The sequence below is a fragment of the Candidatus Pelagibacter sp. PS_17 genome (genome assembly GCF_059417945.1).
Genome location: NZ_CM182073.1, coordinates 907,803 through 931,269 on the forward strand (window position 1 = coordinate 907,803; position 23,467 = coordinate 931,269).

Here is a 23,467-nt window from a genome sequence, read left to right on the forward strand (position 1 = left end):
TTTTATTTTAATTATTTAATGTGAAGATCTTTTGAAAAATTACAAAATAGCTCACTTCCTTGATCCGTAACTCTTATTGCTTCAGAAGCTTCAACTCCCCAATTTCCAAATTGCATAACAGCAATCATATGAAAAGTAATATTTGGCTCTAAAATTGTCATATCTCCTTTTGATATATTTAAAGTGTGTTCCCCCCAATCAGGTGGGTAACCAATTCCGATAGAATATCCAGTACGAGAGGTTTTCTCTATACCGTACTTATCTAGAACCTTCCAAAATGCCTGAGCCACATCATCTGCAGTTTTTCCTGGTTTGATAGCATCAATGCCTGCCTGCAAGGCTTCGTTTGTTTTTTTCATTGTATCAATTTTAAGTTGGTCAGCTTTTCCAAGAAGCACTGTTCTTGCCATAGGACAATGGTATTTTTTATGAGAACCTGAAAGTTCAATAATTGTTGCTTCGCCCTCTACAAATTTATCTTCTGTCCATGTTAAATGAGATGCTGATGTACCTTTGCCAGTTGGAAGCATTGGAACAATAGACGCATAATCTCCACCAAACTCAGGAGTTCCCTTTATTAGAGCCGCTTGTATTTCTGATACAGCATCACATTGTCTTACCCCAGGATTGATTACTTCAAAAGCTTTCTTCATTCCTGTTTGAACTATTAATGATGCAGCTTTCATTAAATTAATTTCAGTATCTGATTTTACAACTCTAACCCAGTTGACTAATCTTTCACAATCTGAAATTTTTGCATTGGGTAAACCTGATTTTATTTTTTCATAACAGTAGGCAGTAAAATAATGACTGTCCATTTCAACTCCAATAGAAAGTTTATCCCATTTTCTTTCTTTAATAATATCTGTTAAAGCTTCATAAGGGTGAAGCGGCCAATTATGAATATATTTTTCACCATACTTTATAATATTTTCATCTTTCAAATAAGTTTTAATATATGCTCCACCAGCATCTTGGTCTCTAACAAAACATAAGGGCTCATCTGCATTAATATGAACTATGACACATTGGGCATAATAGAATGACCAAGCATCATAACCTGTTAAATAATTCATGTTCGATGGATCCTGAGAGATTAATACATCAATGCCTTTATCTTGCATTGATTTTTGAACCTTCTTTAATCTATTTTTGTATTCTTCTTTTGTAAAATTCATTTAGTTAAATTTAAATAGTTTTCCAAAACCTTCAATACTATTTTTATAGCCAATAGCATTTAGACTTTCCCAAATTAATGTTTGATTGCTAGATAAAATGACTTTATTCATTTTTTTTTCAAGCTTATCGATTATCGATAATACTGGTAATGCCGTACAAGACACAAATAATGCCTCACTTTCTTCTAAATTAATTTTTGACAAAACTTCAAATAAATATTCTTCATCTACTTTTCCAATATCTAAATCAGACTCAATATCAAAATATGTTAATCCATTAACTGCAATATTTTCTTTATTAAAATAATTTATAACTGAGTCGTTTATACTTTTTGTATAAGGGGTAAAAACCGATACTTTGTTAATGTTAAAAGCTTTTAAAGCCTTAATAGCAGATGTAATTGGGGTGGTAACTTTTGCTTCAGGCTTGGCTAACTTCACATTTTTTTCAATCACATCATAACCTGCTGCAATTGTTCCTGATGTACATCCATAAGCAACACAATCTATTTTTTGATCTGGTAAAATATCTTTAGTGACATCGGTAATATCATCTGCCATTTTAGCTAACGTTTCGTTGGTCAAGGGATTGTAACAATGTATTCGATTAACATACAGATCTACATCTCTTCCATAGATCACATTATTAAAATCCTTTTCAATTCTAAAATCGCTACCAAGCGTTATAAGACCAATTCTTGGGTTCGATTTTGAAATATATTTTGGCTCAACCTTGTTTAATTTCATAAATTACCTGTAATATTTGGATTAAATATATATTGAATAAGGAGTCTAGTTAAAATAAAGTTTAACAAAAGCGTACATAACTCGTCGTTAACTAAGGTTTAAACGGTACTAAAGAATACGAAAGTGGGATCAGTCGTCTTTAAATTTAACTATTTAAGGGGGTTTGAATGAAATTTGGATATTTTTGTAACACTACTAATTGGAATCATAAACCATACAATCAACTATTAAAAGAAACCCAAGAGATCACTATTTACTGTGATGAAAATAATTGGGACTCTATTTGGTATACCGAACATCACTTTAATCATGAAGGAATGGAATCTTGTACAAATCCTTTAATGATGGGTGTGGATGCGGCCGCCAGAACAAAACAAATAAGAATAGGTCAAGCTTGTAATGTAATTACATTTCATAATCCTATCCGTCTAGCTGAAGACATTGCTTTGCTAGATCAATTGTCTGGAGGAAGAGTTGATGTTGGTATTGGAAGAGGAATTTACGGAAGAGAAGCTATCAATATGAATAAAGAAGCTGACTTAAAAGATCAGGCAAAAAATTTTAGGTTGTTTGATGAGTCATTAACCATAATGAAAAAAGCTTGGACAGAAGAATTTTTTAGTCACCAGGGTGAGTTTTACACTTATCCATCACCAAATTTTACTTGGCAACATGACATGAGTCCACCTAGTGAAAAATTTTTAGATACAAAAACAAATGAAATTAAAAAAATTAGCGTTGTACCAAAACCAAAACAAGAGCCACATCCGCCAATATGGCAAGTTGTGGATGGTGCACGTTCAATTGAATGGGCGGCACAGAATGGCTTAAATACAATAATGTGGATACCTACAGTTAAAGCATTAAAGAAAAGGTTTGAAATTTATAGAGATGCAAAATCAAAAACTGAAAATAGAGAAGTGCCGCTTGGAGAAGGTATATCTTTAGTTAGAGATATGTTTGTTGCTGAAACTATGGAAGAAGCTGAAAAAATGGCTGGTGAGCATATTATCAATTATATGAAATGGGTTTGTCATTGGAGAGGTTTGGGTAATCATATGGATCCAGGAGAAGAACTACCAGAAACAAAACATAAATTAGACTTACTTAATTATGATTTTTTACATAAAAGAAATTTATTATTTGGAACACCAGAATATGTTGTTAATAAAATAAATGAATTAAAATCAGAATTAAATTTACAAAATCTTCAAGTTTGGTCTAATTTTCCTGGAATAGATCATGAGGCTTGCATGAGAAGTATAAAACTGTTTAATGATGAGGTTATACCAAAGATTAATTTAGACAATTCAAGTATCGAAAAGGCAAGTTAATGAAATTAGAGCTTAGAAAGTTTACAAAATTTGTAGATAAAACTTTTATCGAAGGTGGTAAGGAAGCTAAAGAGCCTGTTTTGATGGTTTCTGTTGCAGCTGTATTTAAAAATCCATGGCATGGAAAAGGCTTTGTTGAAGATTTAAAACCAATTATTTTAGATTTAGCACCTAAATTAGGTGATATTTTAGTTCCAGAGTTAATAAAGGAGATTGGATCACCTGAAAAAATTTTGGCGTATGGAAAAGCTGGTACGGTCGGACTTGATGGTGAAATTGAGCATGCCTCAGCATTTATTCACACTTTAAGATTTGGAAATAAATTTAGAGATGCGGTTGGGGGAACATCTTATTTAAGCTTTACCAATACCAGAGGTCCAGCTGGATCCAAAATGTCTATTCCAATGATGCATAAAACAGATTCAGGTCTAAGGCCTTATTATTTAACTCATGAATTTACGATTCATGATGCTCCTTTTGATGATGAAATTGTTATAGCAATTGGTGGAGCCTCCACAGGTAGAGCTCATGCTAGAACGGGTGATCGTTATCAAGACATGAAAGAAATGGGAATAGATCCCAAATAAATTAATGTTTCAAAATTTTGATCCAAATCAAAATTATTATTCATTTAATGATAAAAATACAGTTCCTGTAGTTTTTATTCATGGTGTCGGACTTGATCAGCGGATGTGGGAACCTCAAATTGAAGCTTTTAAAGAATATTCAATAATTACATATGATTTATTAGGGCATGGAAAAACTATTCTCAATAAAGAAGATGTAACATTAAATGATTTTTCAAACCAACTAAAATCGATATTAGAATATTTAAAAGTGGATAAGATTAATCTTGTTGGTTTTTCTTTAGGTTCTTTAATTGCACTAAATTTTGCCTCTAAATTTCAAGACAAACTAAACAGCCTTATTGTAATGGGTACAACATATAAAAGAACTTCAGAACAAAGGTCTTTGGTTATAGAAAGATTTGAACAGGCTAAATTAAACAAACCTATTTCAAAACAAGCCCTAAAAAGATGGTTTACCGATCAATACTTAAATGACCATCCAGAAACTTATAATCAATTTATAAAAATTTTGACAAAAAATAAAAAAGATCATTTAAATTTTTTAAAAGCTTACAAATTATTTGCTTATCATGAGGACAATACAGATATAATTAAAAATATTAAAACTAGGACCCTTGTGATGACAGGTTCAAATGATTCAGGATCTACTGTCGAGATGTCAAAATCTTTATGTGAAGATTTAATAAACTCAAGTTTTATTGAGATAAATAATGGAAAACATCTTTGTAGTATAGAGTGTGCAGATGATGTTAATATCAATCTTAAAAATTTTATTAATAGATAAATGACAAAAATTCAAAACTTTAAAATGTATATAAATGGACTGTGGGTTAATTCAGAGTCTGGAAAAACAATAGAAACTGTAAACCCAGAAAACAACGAAGTTTGGGCAACTGTTCCTGAAGCTAACGAGAAGGATGTAGATAAAGCAGTTAAGGCCGCACAAAATGCTTTTGAAAAATCTTGGTCAAATTTACACCCAAGAGAAAGAGCTAAATACTTAAGGTCTCTTGCAGATCAATTAAGACAAAATGCTGAACATCTTGGAACTATAGAAACAATTGATACAGGAAAAATTTTTAGAGAAACAAAAACACAAGCTAACTATATTGCTGAGTATTATGATTATTTTGCAGGACTAGCCGATAAAGTTGAAGGAACAGTTGTACCAATTGATAAACCAGACATGCAATTAACAACTACTAGAATACCTATTGGTGTTGTTGCTGCGATAATTCCTTGGAACTCCCAAATGTTATTAACTGCGGTAAAACTAGCACCCGCATTAGCAATGGGTAATACTGTTGTAATAAAAGCTTCTGAACTAGCGCCTGTAACATTATTAGAGTTTGCAAAACTAGTTGAAAAATCAGGTATACCCAAAGGTGTTGTAAATATAATTACTGGTCTAGGTGAGCCTTGTGGTAAAGCTCTAACTACACATGACCTTGTAGAAAGAATTGCTTTTACAGGTGGTCCTGAAACTGCAAAACATATTGTTAAAAATTCTGCAGAAAATTTATCGCAAGTAAGCTTAGAACTTGGTGGAAAAAGTCCTGTTGTCGTATTCGATGATGCCGAACAAGAGAACGCACTAAATGGAATTACTGCTGGTATCTTTGGTGCAAGTGGTCAAAGCTGTATTGCAGGATCACGACTTTACATTCAATCTAAAATTTATGATGACTTTTTAAATAAGCTAATAGCTAAGGCTGAAAAAATAAAATTAGGAGCTCCTATGGATAATGAAACTCAAATGGGACCTTTAAATAGTTATAAACAACTAGAAAATATAGAAAAAAATATCAAAGCTACAATTGAGCAAGGTGGAAAAATTAGATGCGGTGGAAAAAGGTCCAATATATCTAGTAAAGCTTATTATTTTCCAGCTACAATTATTGAGTGTGAAAATCATAATTTGCCTACAGCAGAGAATGAATTATTTGGTCCAGTTTTATCTGTTATGAAATTTGAAACAGAAGAGGATGTGATTAAATTAATGAATGATAATAAATATGGCTTATCTTCTGGAGTTTATACCTCAAACTTCGGAAGAGGTTTGAGAGTATCAAAAGCAATTAGAGCTGGAATTACTTTTGTAAATACTTATAGGTTAATTTCACCCATGGCCCCGTTTGGAGGAATTAAAGATAGTGGATATGGAAAAGAAGCAGGAATTGAGTCAATTAAAGAATACACAAGAATAAAAACCACATGGTTAAATTCATCGGATAAACCAATGACTGATCCATTTACAATGGGTTAATTTTTTGACTGTCAGACATTATTTTTTAGTTTTATTTATCATGTTTCTTTTTGGTAGTTCTTATCCAATTAATAAACTTGCATTAAACACATCCCTCACCCCTGTATTGGCAGCCTCATTGAGAATGTTTATACTTTTTGTTTGTCTTGTTCCTTTTTGTAAATTTAAAATCCCAAACAAAAAATACTATCTGCCTTTAGCAGGTTTTTCTTTTTCAATGGGCTTTGGTGTTTTTATTTTTTTAAATTTATCTCTGCAAAAAGCAACTATGGTTGCTCCTATAATTATTGGAGCTCAACTAGCAATACCCTTTGCAATTCTGGCAAGCTCTTTATTTTTAGGTGAAAAGGTAACTCCTAAAATGTGGGTATTAATATTTATTTCTTTTTTTGGAATTTTTTTAATTGGTTATGATCCAAATTTAAAAAGTGAAATTTTTGCAATTTTTCTTTGTGCAATTTCTGCTTTTTTCTATGGTGTTGCGAATGTGTTTTCTAGATATATTAAAGATATAGATGTTAAATTAACCAACACAGTTATGGGCTTTACTGGTTTTATACTGCTTTTTCTTTTTTCCATTTTTTTTGAAGGAAACACAGTTTATCAATTACTAAATATTGATTTTTATACTTGGCTTTTATTACTCCATAATGGGGTGATGGTTTCTGTAATTGCACACACTTCATTATTTTATTTATATAAATTTTATTCAGTAAATAAAATTATGCCCTTTTATTCTTTATTTCCAGTATTTGGCCTAATCCTAACGTTCTTTATATTCGGAGAAATCCCAACTCTACTTAGTGCGATTGGTGGTTTAATTATAATATTTTCTGTATATAGGCTTCAAAAAATTAGATAATTCTCCTATTGAAAATTCGTTTAAATAGTCTTTAATTTGATTTTTATAAATTGTTAACAATCAAAAAGGAAAATAATGAAAAAACTATTTATTGCTGCTTTTATATTCGTTTCTACTTTTACAACGAATACATTCGCAGAAGTTAAAATGGGAATCATTTTAGGATTTACTGGTCCTATTGAATCTCTAACACCAGCTATGGCTGCATCTGCAGAGCTTGCATTTAAAGAAGCTTCTGACTCAGGTTCACTATTAGGTGGAGAAACTATTTCAGTAGTAAGAGCAGATTCAACTTGTGTTGATTCAGCAGCAGCAACAGCAGCAGCAGAAGGTGTTATTGCACAAGGTGTTGCAGCAATTATGGGTGCTGACTGTTCAGGTGTAACTGGTGCTATTGCATCTAATGTTGCTGTACCAAATGGTGTAGTAATGATTTCACCTTCAGCAACTTCTCCAGGACTTACAGCTTTAGATGATAAAGGCTTCTTTTTTAGAACAGCCCCATCTGATGCTAGAGGTGGTCAGATTTTAGCTGATATTACTAAAGACAGAAAAATCAAAAGTGTAGCAATTACTTACACTAACAATGACTATGGAAAAGGTTTGGCTGATGTTTATGAAGCAGCTGTAAAAGCTCATGGTATTAAAGTAACAACTGTATCTGCACACGAAGATGGTAAAGCAGATTACTCATCTGAAGTAGCAACTTTAGCTTCAGCAGGTGGTGATGCCGTAGCAGTAATTGGTTACCTAGACCAAGGTGGAAAAGGAATTATTCAAGGTTCTTTAGACTCTGGTGCATTTGATAAATTTATTTTATCTGATGGTATGATCGGTGACTCATTAACTGAAGCTTTTGGAAAAGATTTAAATAAATCTTTTGGTTCAATTCCTGGTTCAATGAATAAAAAAACAGCAGGTACTTTTGCCTCTGTTGCTAAAGCAGCGGGTATCGACTCATCTGGACCTTACACTGGTGAATCTTATGATGCAGCAGCTTTAATCGTTCTTGCGATGCAAGCAGGTGGATCAGCAGATAGAGCTTCTATTGCAAAAAATGTAATGGATGTTGCTAATGCCCCTGGTACTAAGATTTACCCAGGTGAACTTAAAAAAGGTTTAGACTTACTAGCTAAAGGTAAAAAAGTTGACTACGAAGGTGCAACTGGTGTTACTTTTACTAACGTAGGTGAAGCTGAAGGTTCTTTCCTAGAAAAAGAAATCAAAGGTGGAAAATTCAAAAATAAAAAACAAAGATAATTAAAATCTTAATTTTAAAACCCTCAGCAGTGAAAATTGCTGGGGGTTTTTTTTATTTAAAAATTACTAATAATCCTAAAAAAACCAAATATCGAAATTAATATAAGAAAATAAAAAACAACTTTTCTATAAGTTTTCTCTTTGCTTTTAACAAAAAATTTATCACCAATATAAACACCTATTGGTAAAATAATAATCAGTGGAATAGTTCTATAAATAGTTGTGAGATCTACAATTCCTGCAAAAAAACTTAGAGTAAATGCATAAATATCTGTTAAAAAGAATAAGGCTGCTAATGAACCTCTAATTACTGCTGGTTGAATACTTGTAACTAATAAAAAAAGTGCCACAGGCATTCCACCTAATGTGGTTAATCCATTTAATGTTCCAGAGACTATTCCAGTAATAAGTTTTCCATAATTATTATTAATTTTTTTATTCTCATATCCTTTCATTAATAAAAATGAAAAAAATATAACTAATGCGCAAACTGACAGGTGTGTTGTATCTGGAGATAAATACTTCAATAAATAAAGCCCAATAGGTGACCCAATGATTATTCCTATCAATAATTTTAAAACAAAATTCCAGTCTATTTTGTTCCATATATATGGAACCATAAAAATACTAATAATAACCTCAAGTATTAGAATAATTGGGACTATCTCTATTGCTGGAAGAATAAAAGAAAAGCCAGAAATACATATTGCAGAAAAGCCAAAGCCATTAAAACCTCTTATAATAGATGCAATAAATACGGTAAATATTACAAAATAGATTTCAATTAAACTAAGTTGAAGATTAGATAAAAAATCCACTCTATTTTCTCTCTTTAAAGTCTGCTCTTAATGTTGATAAAATAATTATTACTAAAAATATTATACAAACTAAATTCATTGTTTTCCAACTTGTTAAGGTTAAAAAAACTCCAGCCGATAAGCTTGCTACTGCCTGAATAGAATAAACAATTAAATCATTAAAGCCTTGTGCTTTAAATTTTTCATCCTCTCTATAAGATAAAACTAGTAAACTTGTTCCAGATATAAATAAAAAGTTCCAACCAAATCCTAAAAATATTAATGCAATTAAATAATTAATAAAATTTTGCTCAAATAAACTAGTCAAAATTGTTATAAAAAATAAAACAACACCAGCGTACATAATTTTACTATGTCCAAATTTTTTTATCAAAAAACCTGTTATCAATGAAGGTAAAAACATAGCTGCGATATGAAATTGAATTACAAAACCTGTTTTAGTTAAACTTATTTTTTCCATTACATGCATACTTATTGGAGTTGCAGTCATTAAAAATGACATCACTGCATAAGCAAATGCCGAAGCCACTAATGCTTGTAGAAATCTTGGTTGAGAAATTAACTCCAAATAACTACGTTTGATTTTCTTGTTAACATGATTGGGTTTATGTCCATCCTCATAAAATAATAGAAAAATTGTTGAAGTAAGAGTTAAAGCAGCAAGTGCAATATAAGATCCGGCATATAAATGTTCGGCTATAAAACCTTTTGTTATATTAGCAACATTTGGTCCTATAAAGGCCGAACCTATTCCTGCTAATAATATTATTGAAATAGCTTTTGGTGCCATATCTTTTTTAACAGTCTCAACTGCAGCAAAACGATATTGATGACTGAAGGCTACTCCTGCACCAAGCAAAAAACATGAAAAATTAAAAAGAATAAAACTTTCAATAATTATTGAGTACGCCGCTAGAACAGATGATAAGGAACTCACTACAGAAGCAAACATAAAGCCTGCTCTTCGACCAATTATACTCATAACCTTTGCTGCAAAGATTGCAAAAATTGCAATACCAACAATTGATAAAGCCATCGGTAAAGTTGCTAAAGATTTTACTGGACTAAACTGAGAGCCAATTATTCCACTTAAGAAAACTGTTACGGGTGCTGCTGTAAAAGCAAAAATTTGACTTAAAATTAGCAACCATAAATTTTTATTCATTAAAAAATGTATTTATCACTAAGATAAAGAGCAAAACCTAGAGCCATCCCTAATAAAATATATTTCATAATAAGGTTTATTTTATTTCGATTTTTTCAGGAAGTATACCTTTAGGTCTATACCTCATGATCAACAGAAGACCCATCCCCATCATTAAATATCTAAAGTAAGGAACGCTTTCAATTAAATGAATTTTTAATGAATGTGTATCTGCTAAACCTGCTGTAAACAAATTAATCAAGAATAATGCAATTGGCGCTGCCTCAATCCATAGAAACCAGACTGCAAAACCTCCTAAAATTGCTCCAAAATTATTTCCACTTCCTCCAACAATAACCATAACCCAGATTAAAAAAGTATATCTCATAGGTTGGTAACTACCTGGAGTAAATAAACCATCTTGAGTAACTAACATAGCGCCAGCAATTCCAACTATAGCTGAGCCTAAAATAAAGATTAATAAATGTTGCTTGACGACATTTTTTCCCATTGCATTAGCAGCTTCTTCATTGTCTCTTATCGCACGCATCATTCTTCCCCATGGAGAGTAAAGAGCTTTTTGAGTTACTATTAACAAGGCTATAACAACAATTAAAAATAAACCTGAATAACAAAGTTTTACAAAAACTGATGATCCCTCAATTACTAATTGGTTAAGAGCTGATTGTTTATCAGTAATACTGGAGATTAAATCTAATTTCCCAGAATTAAATTTTGCAACTAAATTTATAAACCATTCTTTAGTTTGGAGTTCAATTTCATAAGGCACTGGTCGATCCAGTCCAATTACATTTTTAACACCTCTTGTTAACCAATCTTCATGCTTGATTATGGCTATAACTATTTCTGATATTAATAGTGTGGCAATAGCTAAATAGTCTGCACGTAAACCTAAAGCAACTTTACCAACTATAAATGCTAGACCTGCTGCAAAAAATGCACCTACGATCCAAGAAAACATAATTGGTAATCCTAATCCACCAAGAAATCCTGTTGTTGCTGGGTTAACATTTTCAATAGCTTCAATACTTGTCTCTGATGTAATTCTTATAATTATAATTCCAGCAATAATAATTGTAGCAATACCATAAGTTCTAATTTTAGATTTTTCAAAGTTTTTTAATACAAAACGTATTGCAAGGACCATTGCAACAATTAACCATAAAGACATTAGAATACTAAAACCTCCCGCAACCCATGCTTCTTGTACAGGTTCAACAGAAATTAAAACTGCAGCCAATCCACCTAATGCCGCATAACCCATTAGACCAAAATTGATTAACCCTGCATACCCCCATTGAATATTTGCTCCCATAGTCATTACAGCAGAAATTAAACACATATTAAAAATTGATAGAGCTACATTCCAAGATTGAAATATTCCAACTAAAATAATAAGCCCCAACATGATTGTGTAAGCTATAATTACATTTAAGTGCTTTCTCACAGTACCTTCCCTTTGAATATTCCATTAGGTCTATAAAGTAAGACAATCACCAGTATAGAAAATGAGACAGCAAATTTATAATCTGTTGATAATAACTGAACTAAGGTTTCTGGCTCCATGCTTGCTGGCAAAACATACATAAAGAATTTTTTATAAGCATAAGTTAGGAATATTTCTGAAAATGCTATGACGTATCCTCCTAAAAATGCTCCAAACGGGTTTCCAATACCTCCAACAATTGCTGCAGCAAAAATTGGCAGCATGTTATTAAAGTAGGTAAATGGCTTAAAACTTTTGTCCAATCCATATAAAGCTCCACCAATTGTCGCTAAAATTCCTGCAATAATCCAAGTAATCATAACTACTCTTTTAGGATCAATTCCAGACAATAAAGCTAAATCCTCATTATCAGAATAAGCACGCATGCTTTTTCCTGTCTTAGTTTTGTTTAAAAACCAAAATAAAATAGAAACCAATACAATTGTTACAAATATAGTTAATACCTGACTAGATTTAATTGCTAAACCTTCATTAAGTCCTGTCATTTCTTTAAACTCACCTGCTTTGATAATAAATTTTTCTCCATCAAAAAACCTCTGATCTGATGGACCGATTATTATTCTAACAACAGCTTGAGTTACAAACATTACACCAATACTAACCATTGCAAGTTGAACAGGAGGGCTTTTACTTACTCTATAATATCTAAAAACAAATTTATCAACTAAGAGCATGTACCCAATTGTTAAAATAATTGCAAAAGGGATGGCAAGTAATGCTGTTGGTAAAACTCCTAAAGAAATTCCAAGTGATTGAAAATACCAAGTGAATAATATGGTGACCATCGTACCAAAAGCCATCATGTCTCCAGTTGCAAAATTAGCAAATCTTAGAATTCCATAAATTAAAGTTACAAATATTGCACCTAATGCTAGTTGTGAGCCATACGTAAGTGCTGGCATAAAAATGTAATTCAATAATAATATAATTGCGTTTAAAAATTCCATACTATCCGCCTAAAAAAGAGCTTCTTACTCTTGGGTCGTTTAATAATTCTTGTCCTGTTCCTGAATATTTATTTTCACCTGTAACTAACACATATCCTCGATCAGAAATATTAAGAGCTTGTTTAGCATTTTGTTCTACCATTAAAATTGCAACATTAGTTCTTTTCACTTTAATTATATGATCAAATAATTCATCCATTACTATTGGAGAAACTCCAGCAGTAGGCTCATCTAACATTAACACAGATGGTTTTATCATTAATGCTCTTCCAAGAGCCACTTGTTGTCTTTGACCTCCTGATAATTCTCCAACTAATTGATTTCTTTTTTCCCTAAGTATTGGAAATAGTTCATAAATTTCTTCTATAATATTTTGATAATTATCATCTCTTAAATAAGCTCCCATCTCTAAATTTTCTTCAACACTCATTCCAGAGAATACATTTTTTGTCTGTGGTACAAATGAAATACCCTCTCTCACCCTATCTTGTGGTGAAAGTTGTGAAATATCTTTGCCATCAATTATTACTGAGCCTGATTTTAAATTTAAAAGACCTAGCATTGCTTTCATGGCTGTTGATTTACCAGCACCATTAGGTCCAAGAATTGAAACTATTTCACCTCTGTTCACATCAACAGAACAAGAATTGATGATATCAGGTCCAGTACCATAGCCACCCGTCATTTTTAAACCTTCAAAAAAAGCCATTAGTTCTCATCCTTTAATTTTGATCCTCTACCTAAATAGCTTTCTATAACTTTTTCATCTTTTTTAGCTTCTTCAGCAGTTCCTTCAAATAAAACTGAACCTTCTGCCATAACAATAACTGGGTCACATAATCTGCTTATAAACTCCATGTCGTGCTCGATCATACAGAATGTATAACCTTCTTCTTTATTTAACTTAAGAATTGCAGTCCCTAGATCTTTAAGTAATGTTCTATTAACTCCCGCTCCTACTTCATCAAGCAATACTAGTTTTGCATCAACCATCATGGTTCTTCCAAGTTCTAATAATTTTTTTTGACCCCCTGATAAGTTGCCAGCTAATTCATTTGATAAATGCGTCAGATTTAAAAAATCAACTACGTCTTGAGCTTTTTGTTTAACTTTAAGTTCTTCAGTTCTAACCAAACTTGGTTTCAGTAAGGCTGTCATTAAATTTTCACCTGACTGATTTGCAGGAACCATCATTAAATTTTCAAGCACTGAAAGATTAGTAAACTCATGTGCTATTTGAAAAGTTCTTAAAATTCCTTTAGAAAATAATTCATATGAAGGAACATCTGTCACGTCTTCATTATTAAATAATACTTTTCCTTGTGAAGATTTTAAATTGCCAGCAATTAAATTAAATAAGGTAGTTTTACCAGAGCCGTTGGGTCCTATGATACCTGTAATAGATCCTTTTTTAATCTTTAAAGAACAATCTGAAACTGCTGCCAACCCTCCAAAATATTTAGATAGATTTTCAATTTGTAAAATATTCTGTTCTTGATCCATGAAATTTATTTATTTAATCTTTTATGTATACTGTTGAGTGTCTTTTCTAAAGATTTATAAAAACCTGCTTTGGTAAGTTCTTTAACACCTTGTTCATTTAATCCTTTAGGTGTTTGAGACTCTTTTACTAAATATTTTAAATCTTTTTTAGAGTTTGCAACCGCATCTTCTGATAATGCTAAAAATAAAGATGTTATATATTTTTGAGCATTATTTCGTTTAACTCCTCTTTTAACTAACCAGTCAGTCATCACTCTTAATAATTCATAAAATGGTGCCATCATTCCAGAGGTTGACCAAAAATTGATTGAAGACTTTTCATTTTTTATTTCAACAGTAGTGCCAATTTTATTAAAAAAATCTTTTACTTTTTTATTGGGTGGACAAATAGGAACGGGTCCTTTTTTTAAAGATATTGGCGGTAATGGTATAGCTCTTATAATTTTTGCTTTAACTTTAATTGCTTTTTTAAGTTGAGCTAAAGTAATTGTTGATATGAAACTGATTATAGTTTGATTTGATCTGAACTTTAAATTTTTAATAATTTTTTCACCTACCGTTGGAGTTACTGATAAAAATATCCAATCACATGAATTAATAATTTCCTGGTTATCTTTACTAATAGTTATCTTTTTAAATTTTTTTTTTAAAGTACTAGATGTAGATTTATTTCTGTGAGAGATGATTATTTTGTTATATGAAATGCTAGAACTACAAATCCCAGTGATGACAGCCGACGTAATTTTACCCGTTCCTATAAAGCCTAATTTCATAAATATAGTTACTTTATAGTGATATTAGTGAATTAATTAATAAAAAAAGAACCTCTAATTCTCAACAGTTCTCTACTTAAATCTTTATTTTCTTTAAAAGGTTTTCTTCCATGTAGCCAAAAATAATTATTAGCTACAATAGTTGATCCAGGTCCTAATTTAGTGATTACCTTATTCTTACTCTCCTCTAAACCATCTGATAATCTTTGTAAGAAAATTCCTTGATCCATATTTTTTGGCTCAGGGAATTGATCGATATATGAGATATTTGGCTTGCCTTTATCATCGGTCGTGAAAACTGGATGCTCCACTTTATATTCTATATTTTTACTTTTAGGAGATCCCCATACAAATTTTTGCTTTCCAATGGGATCATTAAATAAATCCTCACAATGTTCCCAGTCATCAAGATGCAACATTGCCGTTTCTCCACCCTGCACATTTTGTTCTTCAATTTTGGTCATAAGCAGCCAATCTGTGATCTCTTTGACATATGTCCCGTCTGTATGGAGATCCATATTTGTGTAGGCTTTTCTCAAATACGAGTCACTTTTATCTTCGTGCTTTACGAAAAATCTTGCATAATATTTTCCAGCCATTGCGTCATGGTTTGGATTGCCAATTAAATAAGCAATTGCTGTTGATAGTTTAACTAAAAAAGTATCATTAATTTTTGGACTTATATTTTTTGGTCCTATTATAAAGCAACCTGTGTTTCTGTCTCTAATTATTGAATTAAGTAATTTGCTTAATTTATTAGAAGTTAAATCATCTAAACTTTTGGCAATAGTAAATCTAGTAAATGGTTTGTACTCTAAAGCAGTAATATCAAATTTATTAAATGGAAATATTAATTTATCTAAAATTTCATCTTCAATTCTAATATCAATTATTCTTTTTGAATTTTGATGTTCTGTTATTGTTATTCCAGAGATATTTTCCATTAGAGATAATTACTTAGTAGCGCCATCATGATAGCAGAAATAACAGTAGGATAAACAAAATTTCTTTTAGATATAAAAAATATAAATAAACAAAATAAAACAACAGTTACTCTACTTAAATAACTTGCATCAGACAAAACACCTACAGGAAATATAATTGTTCTTGCTATTAATGCTGCTAGAGTTGAGTAGGCAAGACAGTTAAACCACTTAAATAATTTTGAAGTTTCTTTTATTCCTTGTGAAGAAATTGCACCTAAAAACCTTGAAGAGAAAGTTGCAAGGGACGTGACTAAGATTGCAAGAAATACACTAGTTGACATTTAGTTCTCCTATAAAATAAGCAATTGTTCCACCAACAAGCCCACCCAGTAAAATTGACCACTCTGGAGATAGAAAATAAAAAATTGGTCCTAATACCAGACCTAAAATTACTGCAGCTGTAATTTGAATAGTTTTCATTGCACCTACCATCATGCATAAAAAATAAATTGGATTTAAAATTGCTAAACCCATCATCATATTTTTATCCAAATAATCAGATGCGTAAAAACCTATAAATGTTCCTATTACTGCAGTAGTCCAAGTAGCACAACCAATTCCAATCCAAAAATCTATTCTATGTTTTTTATCAATACTTTTATAATTACTCTTCATTATCAACCATGCAGATACTGCTATAAAATGACATGAAAAGTAATATTTCCATTTTGGTTGGCTTTTATGCATCATTAATGGAAACAAAGAAACAGCCATTGGATAAAGACGAGCATTAACAAACCAAACAGCTAAAAAAATATTTAATAATGACGCTCCAACTAATAACGACTCAGCCATGACTAATGATCCAGGCAAAGCATAAGTAAGCATCGTTGAAAAAATACTTTCTTGAATATTAAATCCTAAATTTTTAAGAAGTGCACCTATAGCGATGAAGCAACATCCTAACGCAAGTGCTGGACTGTCTGGAGCTAAAATAGATTTGAAACCTTTAAAGAAAAATTCTTTATTAATCATTAACCGCCAAGGAATAATCTACCAACATCAGGATTTTTTAATAAATCATCCCCTTTGCCAGCAATAGCAGTTTGTCCTGATACTAAAACATAACCAATATCTGCAAACTCTAATCCTTTTTTTGCATTTTGTTCCACTAGGATAATAGTTTTCTTTTCAGTTTGTTGAAGGTCTCTTAATATTTCAAAAACCATATCTATATATCTTGGCTCTAATCCAATTGAAGGTTCATCAACAAGTAATACAGAAGGTTTCATAACTAGTGCTCTAGAAATTTCTAATAGTCTTCTTTCACCACCAGATAAAACTTTTGCTGGTTGATTTCTTCTATTTCTTAATCTTTCATATTTTTCAAAAATTCTTTCTGCTTCTTGATAAGACTCGTCCGTATTTTCTTTAGCATAACCACCCATTAGTAAATTTTCTTCAACCGTCATATCTGGAAAGACTGAGTTATCTTGTAGGATATATGCTATTCCACATGACCTAAGTTTTTCAGCTGGGGTTAAGTGAGTAATTTCTTTACCGTCAATTTCTATTTGTCCTGAAAAAATGTTTGTAAATCCATAAATAGAATGAAGGATCGTAGATTTACCTGCTCCATTTGGACCAATTAAACATAGCGACTGAGCTTTACTTACACATAAATCAAAATCATGTAGAATTTCCATCTTACCATAACCAGCAGATAATTTTTTTATTGTTACGTGGTTATTGTCTGGAGATAGTTTTTTTAATTCTTCTGGTCCTGGTGCTTTTCCTAATACATCATATTGATTTGACATTATTGTGCTCCCAAGTAAGCGTCTAGCACACGCTTATCATTTTTAATTTCATCTGGAGTTCCGTTTGCCAACATTTGACCATGTGCTAAACAAAAAACTCTTTGTGCTAAATTCATAATTACTTTCATATTGTGCTCTATAACTAACAGGGTAATCCCATAATCTTTATTAACACTAATTAAACGATCTATAATTCCATTAATTAATGTTGGATTAATTCCAGCTGTTGGCTCATCCAACAAGAGCATTTTAGGCTCATTCATTAAGGCCATTGCTAGTTCTAATAATTTTTGCTGACCAAAAGAAAGATCTCCTGCTCTAAGTTTTCTTTTTTGATGAAGTCCTACAAACTTTAATAATGTTTCTGCTTTATCAGTTAAATCTGAAGGTATTTTTTGGAAAACTGTTAAAATCCCATCGTTTTCAGGTTTGTGGCTGATTAGCATATTTTGAATACAGTTTAATTTTCCATAAATTCGAGTTTGCTGAAAAGTTCTAAGTAATCCAAGTTTAGCAATAACGGGTACTGGTAACTCAGATACCTCTCTATCGTTAAATTTAATTGATCCACCATCAATTGGATAAGTTCCAACTATTGAGTTAAATAAAGTAGTTTTTCCAGAACCATTTGGACCAATCAGTCCTACAATTGAACCTTGTTCAACTGACATAGAGATATCTACGTTGGCTTTAACACCGCCAAAAGATTTACTTACATTTGATATATCTAATATGGCCATTATTTTAATTCTACCTGTGCCTTTCGGTCAGCTTCATCAATTACTTCTCCAAATCTTTCAGGATATTTTTCTCTTAACCATCCCATTAATCCTTCAGGAAAATAAACAACGATTACAATAATTAAAACTCCAAGAGCTACATACTGCCAGCCTAAGAAGTAAGTCCAAAAACCTTCTTTAAATAAATGAAATAGAACAGCACCAACTAGTGGTCCCCATAAAGTTCCTTTACCACCAAGAATTGCCATTAACACCATGAACACTCCAAATGTAGGTCCTGCAAATGCGATTTCTGTAGGTTCAATATAGCCATTGATGTGACCCATTAGTCCTCCTGCAATTCCAACAAAGAAAGCTGATACCATCCAACCTATAATTTTATATCTCATAGTATGAATACCCATTGCTTCAGCTTTATCTTCATTGTCTCTAATTGCGTTTAAAACTAATCCAAATCTTGTGCTGTAAGCCCACTTTAAAGTAATAAAAGTTACAACTGCTAAACCAAAACTTAAATAGTACATAAACTGTGATGATGATGCATTCGTTCCAAAACCTTTTGGCCAAACTGGAACTGTCATACCCTGTCCTGCTCCAATAATTTCAATTCCACCAGCAATTTCACCAGCAGCTATTCCTAAAGCTAATGTACAAATTGCAAAGTAGTGTCCTCTTAAACCTAAAATTCCATAACCAATTACTCCAGCAATTATTGTTGGAATAATTCCAGCTAACAATATTCCAACTCCAAATCCTTGAAAAAATTGTGGGATAGTGTGAACAAAAGTTTTTTCTCCCCCTGCATCTGTCCACTCAGCTAGTGAAAAAAACATTGCTATCTGAGTGCTTGAAGCAACATACATTCCAACACCAAAAAATAATATATTACCAAACGTGTTGTAACCCATCTGTCCTCCTTGAACATCCCAAGTCATCGCAAGTACAATTAAAATATAAAGAAACGACATCTGAAGTTTATAAGCTGGGAATATGAATGCTCCAGCCAAACCAAGAATTATTAAACCTGCATATAGAAATGTATTTTTACTCATTATTTCAGATATTCTCTTTTTCTTGATAGTTTAAATCTTCTATAAACAAGGATTAATACGAGTAACGAGAATACAGCTGCTATTCTAAATTCTGTTCCAAGTAGATAATCTGCCCATTCCTCAAATATTCCAAGGCCCATACCAGATATTGCAACAGCTGGTAAATTTCCAAGTCCTGCAATAATTACAATCATGAAAGATCTAACTGTGTAAGGTAGTCCTGTATAAGGGTGCAACGTGAATGTGATTGCAATACATGCTCCTGCTATTCCACATAGTGCTGCATTTATTCCAAAAGTTGCTGCATAAACTTTTTCAGTATCAACACCTAAAATTTTAGCAGCTCTTGCATTTTGAGCAGTTGCTCTAATAGCTCTGCCTAATTTTGATTTTTTCATGTAGATGACAAGAATAATTGCCGATATCACACAAATTGCTCCTGAAAATATCTTAGCATTAGGTAGTGTCACTGAATTATCAAACAACATTGTTGTTCCAAAATTTGATTGAGCAACAACTACATCGGCACCAAATGCAAAGTTCATTAATTGTTGCGCTAAAATACTAATTCCAAAAGTTGCAAGAATTGATGTAAATAAATCTTTGTCTACTACTTTATTAATAACAAGCTTGTACATTCCCCAACCAACACAATACATAATGATTGGTGATACAATTACTCCAAAGGCTGGGTGAATTCCTGATAAATACATGAAGTAAGCGATGTATCCACCCATGATTACTAATTCTCCTTGAGCAATGTTTATTATATTCATTACTCCCCACTGCAGAGCCATTCCATAAGCAATTAATGCAAATAAAATACCAAGTAGTATTCCATCCATTGAAGCTTGGACCATTAGTATTGGGGCTTGGAAAATTAAGAAATCCATAAATTTTATTTTCTATTATTTATAAAAAAATGCCCCCTATTTCTAGGGAGCATTTTACATATTAGGTATTATCTTTTTGACCAAGATGGAATTGGGTGTACCAACTCAGCTGATGCCCATTTTGTAGGAGCAACAACTTTGTTTTCACACTTACTACCATCATCGTTACATGATACTTGGAAAAGTACCATTGGCTTAGATACGTTTTGACCACCTTCAGCAAATTTTATGTTTCCATAAAAAGTTTGCATATCAGTTGCAGCTAAAGCATCTCTAACTTTTTTAGTATCAAATGATTGTGCTCTTTCGAACGCATCTTTAAAAACTAATAAAGCAGCAGAAGATTCAGCAGCTTGGTATGGCGGTGCATATCCGAAAGCTTTAGTAAAGTCTGCATCATACGTCATACCATCTTTAAAGAAGTTATCCGTATAAGATAGAGACTTATGCCATTGAGAAGCACAAAGCGCGTACTCAGAAGCTTTACCATGTTGCTTAGATAATTTAGCAGCATCACAGTGAGTCATTGCTAACATTTTCACATCAACTTTCATCTCTGAGATTTGTCTAACAGCTGTCAAAGCACCTTTAGTATGACCTGAAACTACAAGAACGTCCGGATTAGTAGCTTTTACTTTAGATAAAGTAGCAGCCATATCGTTAAGCTCTTTTGGTAACTTGTCATCTATAATGATTTTAGAACCTGTTCTTTTAGCAGCATCAAGAATACCTAATCTCACATCTTGAGAAAAAGCGTCTTGTTCAAATGCCATTGCAATCTTAACTGGTTTTCCACCATTTTTTTCAACTGCAAGATCAATTGCTACATCAAGATATAAGTTCGCTGGAGCTAGTACTGCAAATAAATATTTATAACCCTTAGTGAATAACGATCTAGACGCACCGTTTGCTTCAACCATAGGAACTTGGTATTTTTCAGTTACAGGAGCCATAGCTTTAGTCAAGCCTGAGCTATAAGGTCCAAGCATATATTGAACACCATCTTGTTGAATTAATCTTTCTGCAAGTTGTGCTGCTCTTCCAGAGTTTGATTCATCATCGTAATAAATGATTTCAAACTTGTAAGTTTTTCCACCAACTTTAATACCACCCATGTCATTTATTCTGTCAACTGCTAAGTTATAGCCGTTTTGAGTATGAACACCATTTGACGAGTATTTTCCAGTCAATGAAATAGCTGCACCTAAAATAATTTTATCCCCAACAACCTTCGCGAAAGATATTGTTGAAGCTGAAATTAAAAGAGCAATTGCAGAAACTAAAGTAATAATTATATTTCTGATTTTCATTTTATTTTTTCCTCTATTAGTTTTAAATTTAAAATATTATTAAACCTCTAAACTAAACTTCATACAACCCTCAACTGGAAAGATGCGACCTAATATTTTTGAATAAAGGCTATAATTATTGCAATTATAAGTAATACACACGCTGAAATTGTATTTATAACTTTTGGGTTTGCTTGTATCCAAACAATTAATTTTTTAGCAAGCACAGCATAAGCAATTAAAGATAAAAAATCTAACACAACATAAGTTGTGGTTAAAATTATAAACTGGATAATATAATTTGAATTAAAATCTATAAACTGTGGAAAAATTAAAGGAAAAAACATCCAAGCCTTAGGACTTAATCCTGCAACTAAAAATCCATCTTTAAAAAATGAAAAGATACTTTTTGAAGAATTATTATTTGAATTTATCTCTTTAGGTCTTGAGTTATAAATATCATAAGCAAGGTAAAGCAAATATACAATTCCTATCCATTTAAAGGTATTTAGAAAACTTGGGTTATCTACAAAAAAAGATCCAAGAAAAAAAATCACTAAAATTGCTTGAATTGTATTTGCAGTAACATCCCCTAATGCAGTCCAGATACATTTTTGAACTCCATAATTCATCGAGTAAGAAATGATCACAATTCTGGGAGTACCAGGAGTGATAAACATAAATAAAATAATCTGTAAAAAAAGGAAATAATTTAAAGGAAGCATTTTAAAGGTTTGGATAGTCCTAAATAAAACCGGGAGCTAAAGATGGCTAAATAGGACTATCTTAAATATGATATTATCATGAGCCTAAATAAAATGCATTAATCATTTTTTTCAAATATAATGAAAATAGAGAATTTATGAAAAAAAAAGGTCACACCCCCATAACTAGAGTTAAAAACCCAGAACCTCATATATCAGATCCTGATTGGATTATTTGGGCTGCTTGGGCCGACCGAATTACCTTTGAAGAAATAGAACAAAAAACTGGGAAGACTGAAGCTGAAGTAATCAAGATTATGAGACGATCTATAAAGCCTGTTTCTTTTAGATTGTGGAGAAAAAGAGTTAATCAAAAAAGTATTAAACATAGAAAAAAATTTGAATACTCTAGAAAAGAAATTACTAGTAAAATTAAAAAGAATGATTATTTATAAGATATGAAATCAGTAACTATTTATACAGGTCCACTTTGCGCTTTTTGTGATGCAGCAAAGAAATTGTTAACTAGAAATAACGTTGAATATAAAGAAATCAACATTGCAACAGTTGATGGTGCGATGGATGAAATGATTACTAAAGCTAATGGTAAAAGAACTATTCCTCAAATCTTTTTTGATGAAAATCATATTGGTGGTTACGATGATGTTAGAGCCCTTGAAAAGGAAAATAAATTACAAGATCTTTTAAAATAAAGCTAATCTTTTGGCTTAAAGGTTAGGCAAATACCATTATTACAGTATCTTTTGCCTGTTGGCTTTGGTCCATCTTCAAAGATATGACCGTGATGTCCACCACATTTCTTACAATGATATTCTACTCTTTCGTACCCTAATAAAGTATCTGTTTTAGTTTCAAAAGCATCGGGTAATGATTGATAAAACGATGGCCAACCTGAACCACTTTCATATTTAGTGTTTGAATCAAATAATTTTTCACCACAATTAGTACAGTGATAGCTGCCTTCTCTCTTCTCGTGATTTAATTCACTCGTGCCTGGTGCTTCAGTTCCATCTTCAAATAAAACTAATTTTTGCTCAGCTGTAAGGTCTTTGTTAATTTTTTTTGTCATAAA

27 protein-coding genes are annotated in these 23,467 nt (G+C 31.8%); 8 read left to right on the forward strand and 19 right to left on the reverse strand.

Annotation, left to right across the window (positions count from 1 at the left end; genetic code table 11):
• Nucleotides 1-11: 11 nt before the first annotated feature.
• Nucleotides 12-1,178 (reverse strand): M24 family metallopeptidase, encoded by a 1,167-nt coding sequence (locus tag AC5SML_RS04890; protein ID WP_011282320.1) that lies wholly within the window; start codon nt 1,176-1,178, stop codon nt 12-14.
• Complete coding sequence (locus AC5SML_RS04895; protein ID WP_006997944.1) at nt 1,179-1,925, reverse strand: maleate cis-trans isomerase family protein; 747 nt, start codon at nt 1,923-1,925, stop codon at nt 1,179-1,181.
• Nucleotides 1,926-2,092: 167 nt separating this feature from the next.
• On the opposite strand from AC5SML_RS04895, the gene AC5SML_RS04900 reads away from it, so the two are divergent.
• The 6 genes from AC5SML_RS04900 to AC5SML_RS04925 all read left to right on the forward strand — a co-directional run bounded on the left by AC5SML_RS04900 (nt 2,093) and on the right by AC5SML_RS04925 (nt 8,237).
• Nucleotides 2,093-3,259, forward strand: coding sequence for an LLM class flavin-dependent oxidoreductase (locus tag AC5SML_RS04900; RefSeq protein WP_006997943.1), 1,167 nt, complete (start codon nt 2,093-2,095; stop codon nt 3,257-3,259).
• Nucleotides 3,259-3,846 (forward strand): amino acid synthesis family protein, encoded by a 588-nt coding sequence (locus AC5SML_RS04905; protein WP_006997942.1) that lies wholly within the window; start codon nt 3,259-3,261, stop codon nt 3,844-3,846. The genes AC5SML_RS04900 and AC5SML_RS04905 overlap by 1 nt, the downstream gene beginning before the upstream one ends.
• A gap of 4 nt (nt 3,847-3,850) precedes the next feature.
• Nucleotides 3,851-4,633 carry an alpha/beta fold hydrolase gene (locus AC5SML_RS04910; protein ID WP_494573895.1) on the forward strand — a complete coding sequence of 261 codons (783 nt, stop codon included), beginning with the start codon at nt 3,851-3,853 and terminating at the stop codon, nt 4,631-4,633.
• Nucleotides 4,634-6,115 carry an aldehyde dehydrogenase gene (locus AC5SML_RS04915; protein ID WP_494616947.1) on the forward strand — a complete coding sequence of 494 codons (1,482 nt, stop codon included), beginning with the start codon at nt 4,634-4,636 and terminating at the stop codon, nt 6,113-6,115. It begins immediately after the preceding gene.
• A gap of 4 nt (nt 6,116-6,119) precedes the next feature.
• Entirely contained in the window at nt 6,120-6,977 is an 858-nt protein-coding gene (locus tag AC5SML_RS04920) for a DMT family transporter (RefSeq protein WP_011282324.1), read from the forward strand.
• A gap of 75 nt (nt 6,978-7,052) precedes the next feature.
• On the forward strand, nt 7,053-8,237 hold the full coding sequence (locus AC5SML_RS04925) for an ABC transporter substrate-binding protein (RefSeq protein ID WP_006997938.1): 1,185 nt from the start codon (nt 7,053-7,055) through the stop codon (nt 8,235-8,237).
• A 56-nt stretch (nt 8,238-8,293) separates the two neighbouring features.
• On the opposite strand, the gene AC5SML_RS04930 is transcribed toward AC5SML_RS04925, so the two are convergent.
• From AC5SML_RS04930 to AC5SML_RS05005, 16 genes are all read right to left on the reverse strand, one after another.
• Entirely contained in the window at nt 8,294-9,055 is a 762-nt protein-coding gene (locus AC5SML_RS04930; protein ID WP_494573896.1) for a sulfite exporter TauE/SafE family protein, read from the reverse strand.
• A 1-nt stretch (nt 9,056) separates the two neighbouring features.
• Nucleotides 9,057-10,220, reverse strand: a complete 1,164-nt coding sequence (locus AC5SML_RS04935) for an MFS transporter (RefSeq protein WP_494616948.1) — start codon at nt 10,218-10,220, stop codon at nt 9,057-9,059.
• A gap of 76 nt (nt 10,221-10,296) precedes the next feature.
• On the reverse strand, nt 10,297-11,628 hold the full coding sequence (locus AC5SML_RS04940; RefSeq protein WP_494574388.1) for a branched-chain amino acid ABC transporter permease: 1,332 nt from the start codon (nt 11,626-11,628) through the stop codon (nt 10,297-10,299).
• A 35-nt stretch (nt 11,629-11,663) separates the two neighbouring features.
• Nucleotides 11,664-12,674: a branched-chain amino acid ABC transporter permease gene (locus tag AC5SML_RS04945; RefSeq protein ID WP_415314739.1), complete on the reverse strand. Its 1,011-nt coding sequence runs from the start codon at nt 12,672-12,674 to the stop codon at nt 11,664-11,666.
• 1 nt (nt 12,675) lies between these two features.
• Nucleotides 12,676-13,383 carry an ABC transporter ATP-binding protein gene (locus tag AC5SML_RS04950; protein WP_020169634.1) on the reverse strand — a complete coding sequence of 236 codons (708 nt, stop codon included), beginning with the start codon at nt 13,381-13,383 and terminating at the stop codon, nt 12,676-12,678.
• Nucleotides 13,383-14,177, reverse strand: a complete 795-nt coding sequence (locus AC5SML_RS04955) for an ABC transporter ATP-binding protein (protein WP_006997932.1) — start codon at nt 14,175-14,177, stop codon at nt 13,383-13,385. Before AC5SML_RS04955 ends, AC5SML_RS04950 begins: the two co-directional genes overlap by 1 nt.
• A gap of 5 nt (nt 14,178-14,182) precedes the next feature.
• Entirely contained in the window at nt 14,183-14,950 is a 768-nt protein-coding gene (locus AC5SML_RS04960) for a pyrroline-5-carboxylate reductase (protein WP_006997931.1), read from the reverse strand.
• A gap of 32 nt (nt 14,951-14,982) precedes the next feature.
• The gene (glaH, locus tag AC5SML_RS04965; protein WP_020169636.1) at nt 14,983-15,894 is read right to left on the reverse strand and encodes a glutarate dioxygenase GlaH; all 912 of its coding nucleotides are present in this window, start codon (nt 15,892-15,894) and stop codon (nt 14,983-14,985) included.
• The gene (locus AC5SML_RS04970; protein ID WP_006997929.1) at nt 15,894-16,217 is read right to left on the reverse strand and encodes an AzlD domain-containing protein; all 324 of its coding nucleotides are present in this window, start codon (nt 16,215-16,217) and stop codon (nt 15,894-15,896) included. Before AC5SML_RS04970 ends, glaH begins: the two co-directional genes overlap by 1 nt.
• On the reverse strand, nt 16,207-16,911 hold the full coding sequence (locus AC5SML_RS04975) for an AzlC family ABC transporter permease (RefSeq protein ID WP_006997928.1): 705 nt from the start codon (nt 16,909-16,911) through the stop codon (nt 16,207-16,209). Before AC5SML_RS04975 ends, AC5SML_RS04970 begins: the two co-directional genes overlap by 11 nt.
• A complete protein-coding gene (locus AC5SML_RS04980) occupies nt 16,911-17,696 on the reverse strand; it encodes an ABC transporter ATP-binding protein (protein WP_020169637.1) in 786 nt (261 codons plus the stop codon). The genes AC5SML_RS04975 and AC5SML_RS04980 overlap by 1 nt, the downstream gene beginning before the upstream one ends.
• Nucleotides 17,696-18,436 (reverse strand): ABC transporter ATP-binding protein, encoded by a 741-nt coding sequence (locus tag AC5SML_RS04985; protein ID WP_006997926.1) that lies wholly within the window; start codon nt 18,434-18,436, stop codon nt 17,696-17,698. The genes AC5SML_RS04980 and AC5SML_RS04985 overlap by 1 nt, the downstream gene beginning before the upstream one ends.
• Nucleotides 18,436-19,488, reverse strand: coding sequence for a branched-chain amino acid ABC transporter permease (locus tag AC5SML_RS04990; protein ID WP_006997925.1), 1,053 nt, complete (start codon nt 19,486-19,488; stop codon nt 18,436-18,438). The genes AC5SML_RS04985 and AC5SML_RS04990 overlap by 1 nt, the downstream gene beginning before the upstream one ends.
• Nucleotides 19,488-20,381, reverse strand: a complete 894-nt coding sequence (locus AC5SML_RS04995; protein ID WP_006997924.1) for a branched-chain amino acid ABC transporter permease — start codon at nt 20,379-20,381, stop codon at nt 19,488-19,490. The genes AC5SML_RS04990 and AC5SML_RS04995 overlap by 1 nt, the downstream gene beginning before the upstream one ends.
• Before the next feature lie 68 nt (nt 20,382-20,449).
• Entirely contained in the window at nt 20,450-21,691 is a 1,242-nt protein-coding gene (locus tag AC5SML_RS05000; RefSeq protein ID WP_006997923.1) for an amino acid ABC transporter substrate-binding protein, read from the reverse strand.
• Between the two features lie 89 nt (nt 21,692-21,780).
• Entirely contained in the window at nt 21,781-22,395 is a 615-nt protein-coding gene (locus tag AC5SML_RS05005) for a LysE family translocator (protein WP_494616949.1), read from the reverse strand.
• Nucleotides 22,396-22,532: 137 nt separating this feature from the next.
• Here AC5SML_RS05005 and AC5SML_RS05010 point away from each other — a divergent pair, with 137 nt between their 5' ends.
• On the forward strand, nt 22,533-22,829 hold the full coding sequence (locus AC5SML_RS05010) for a TIGR03643 family protein (RefSeq protein WP_271625945.1): 297 nt from the start codon (nt 22,533-22,535) through the stop codon (nt 22,827-22,829).
• Between the two features lie 3 nt (nt 22,830-22,832).
• Nucleotides 22,833-23,087: a glutaredoxin 3 gene (gene grxC, locus AC5SML_RS05015; RefSeq protein WP_494616950.1), complete on the forward strand. Its 255-nt coding sequence runs from the start codon at nt 22,833-22,835 to the stop codon at nt 23,085-23,087.
• Between the two features lie 2 nt (nt 23,088-23,089).
• Here the strand turns inward: grxC and msrB are convergent, their stop codons facing one another.
• Nucleotides 23,090-23,464 carry a peptide-methionine (R)-S-oxide reductase MsrB gene (gene msrB, locus AC5SML_RS05020; protein ID WP_494616951.1) on the reverse strand — a complete coding sequence of 125 codons (375 nt, stop codon included), beginning with the start codon at nt 23,462-23,464 and terminating at the stop codon, nt 23,090-23,092.
• Nucleotides 23,465-23,467 lie beyond the last annotated feature (3 nt).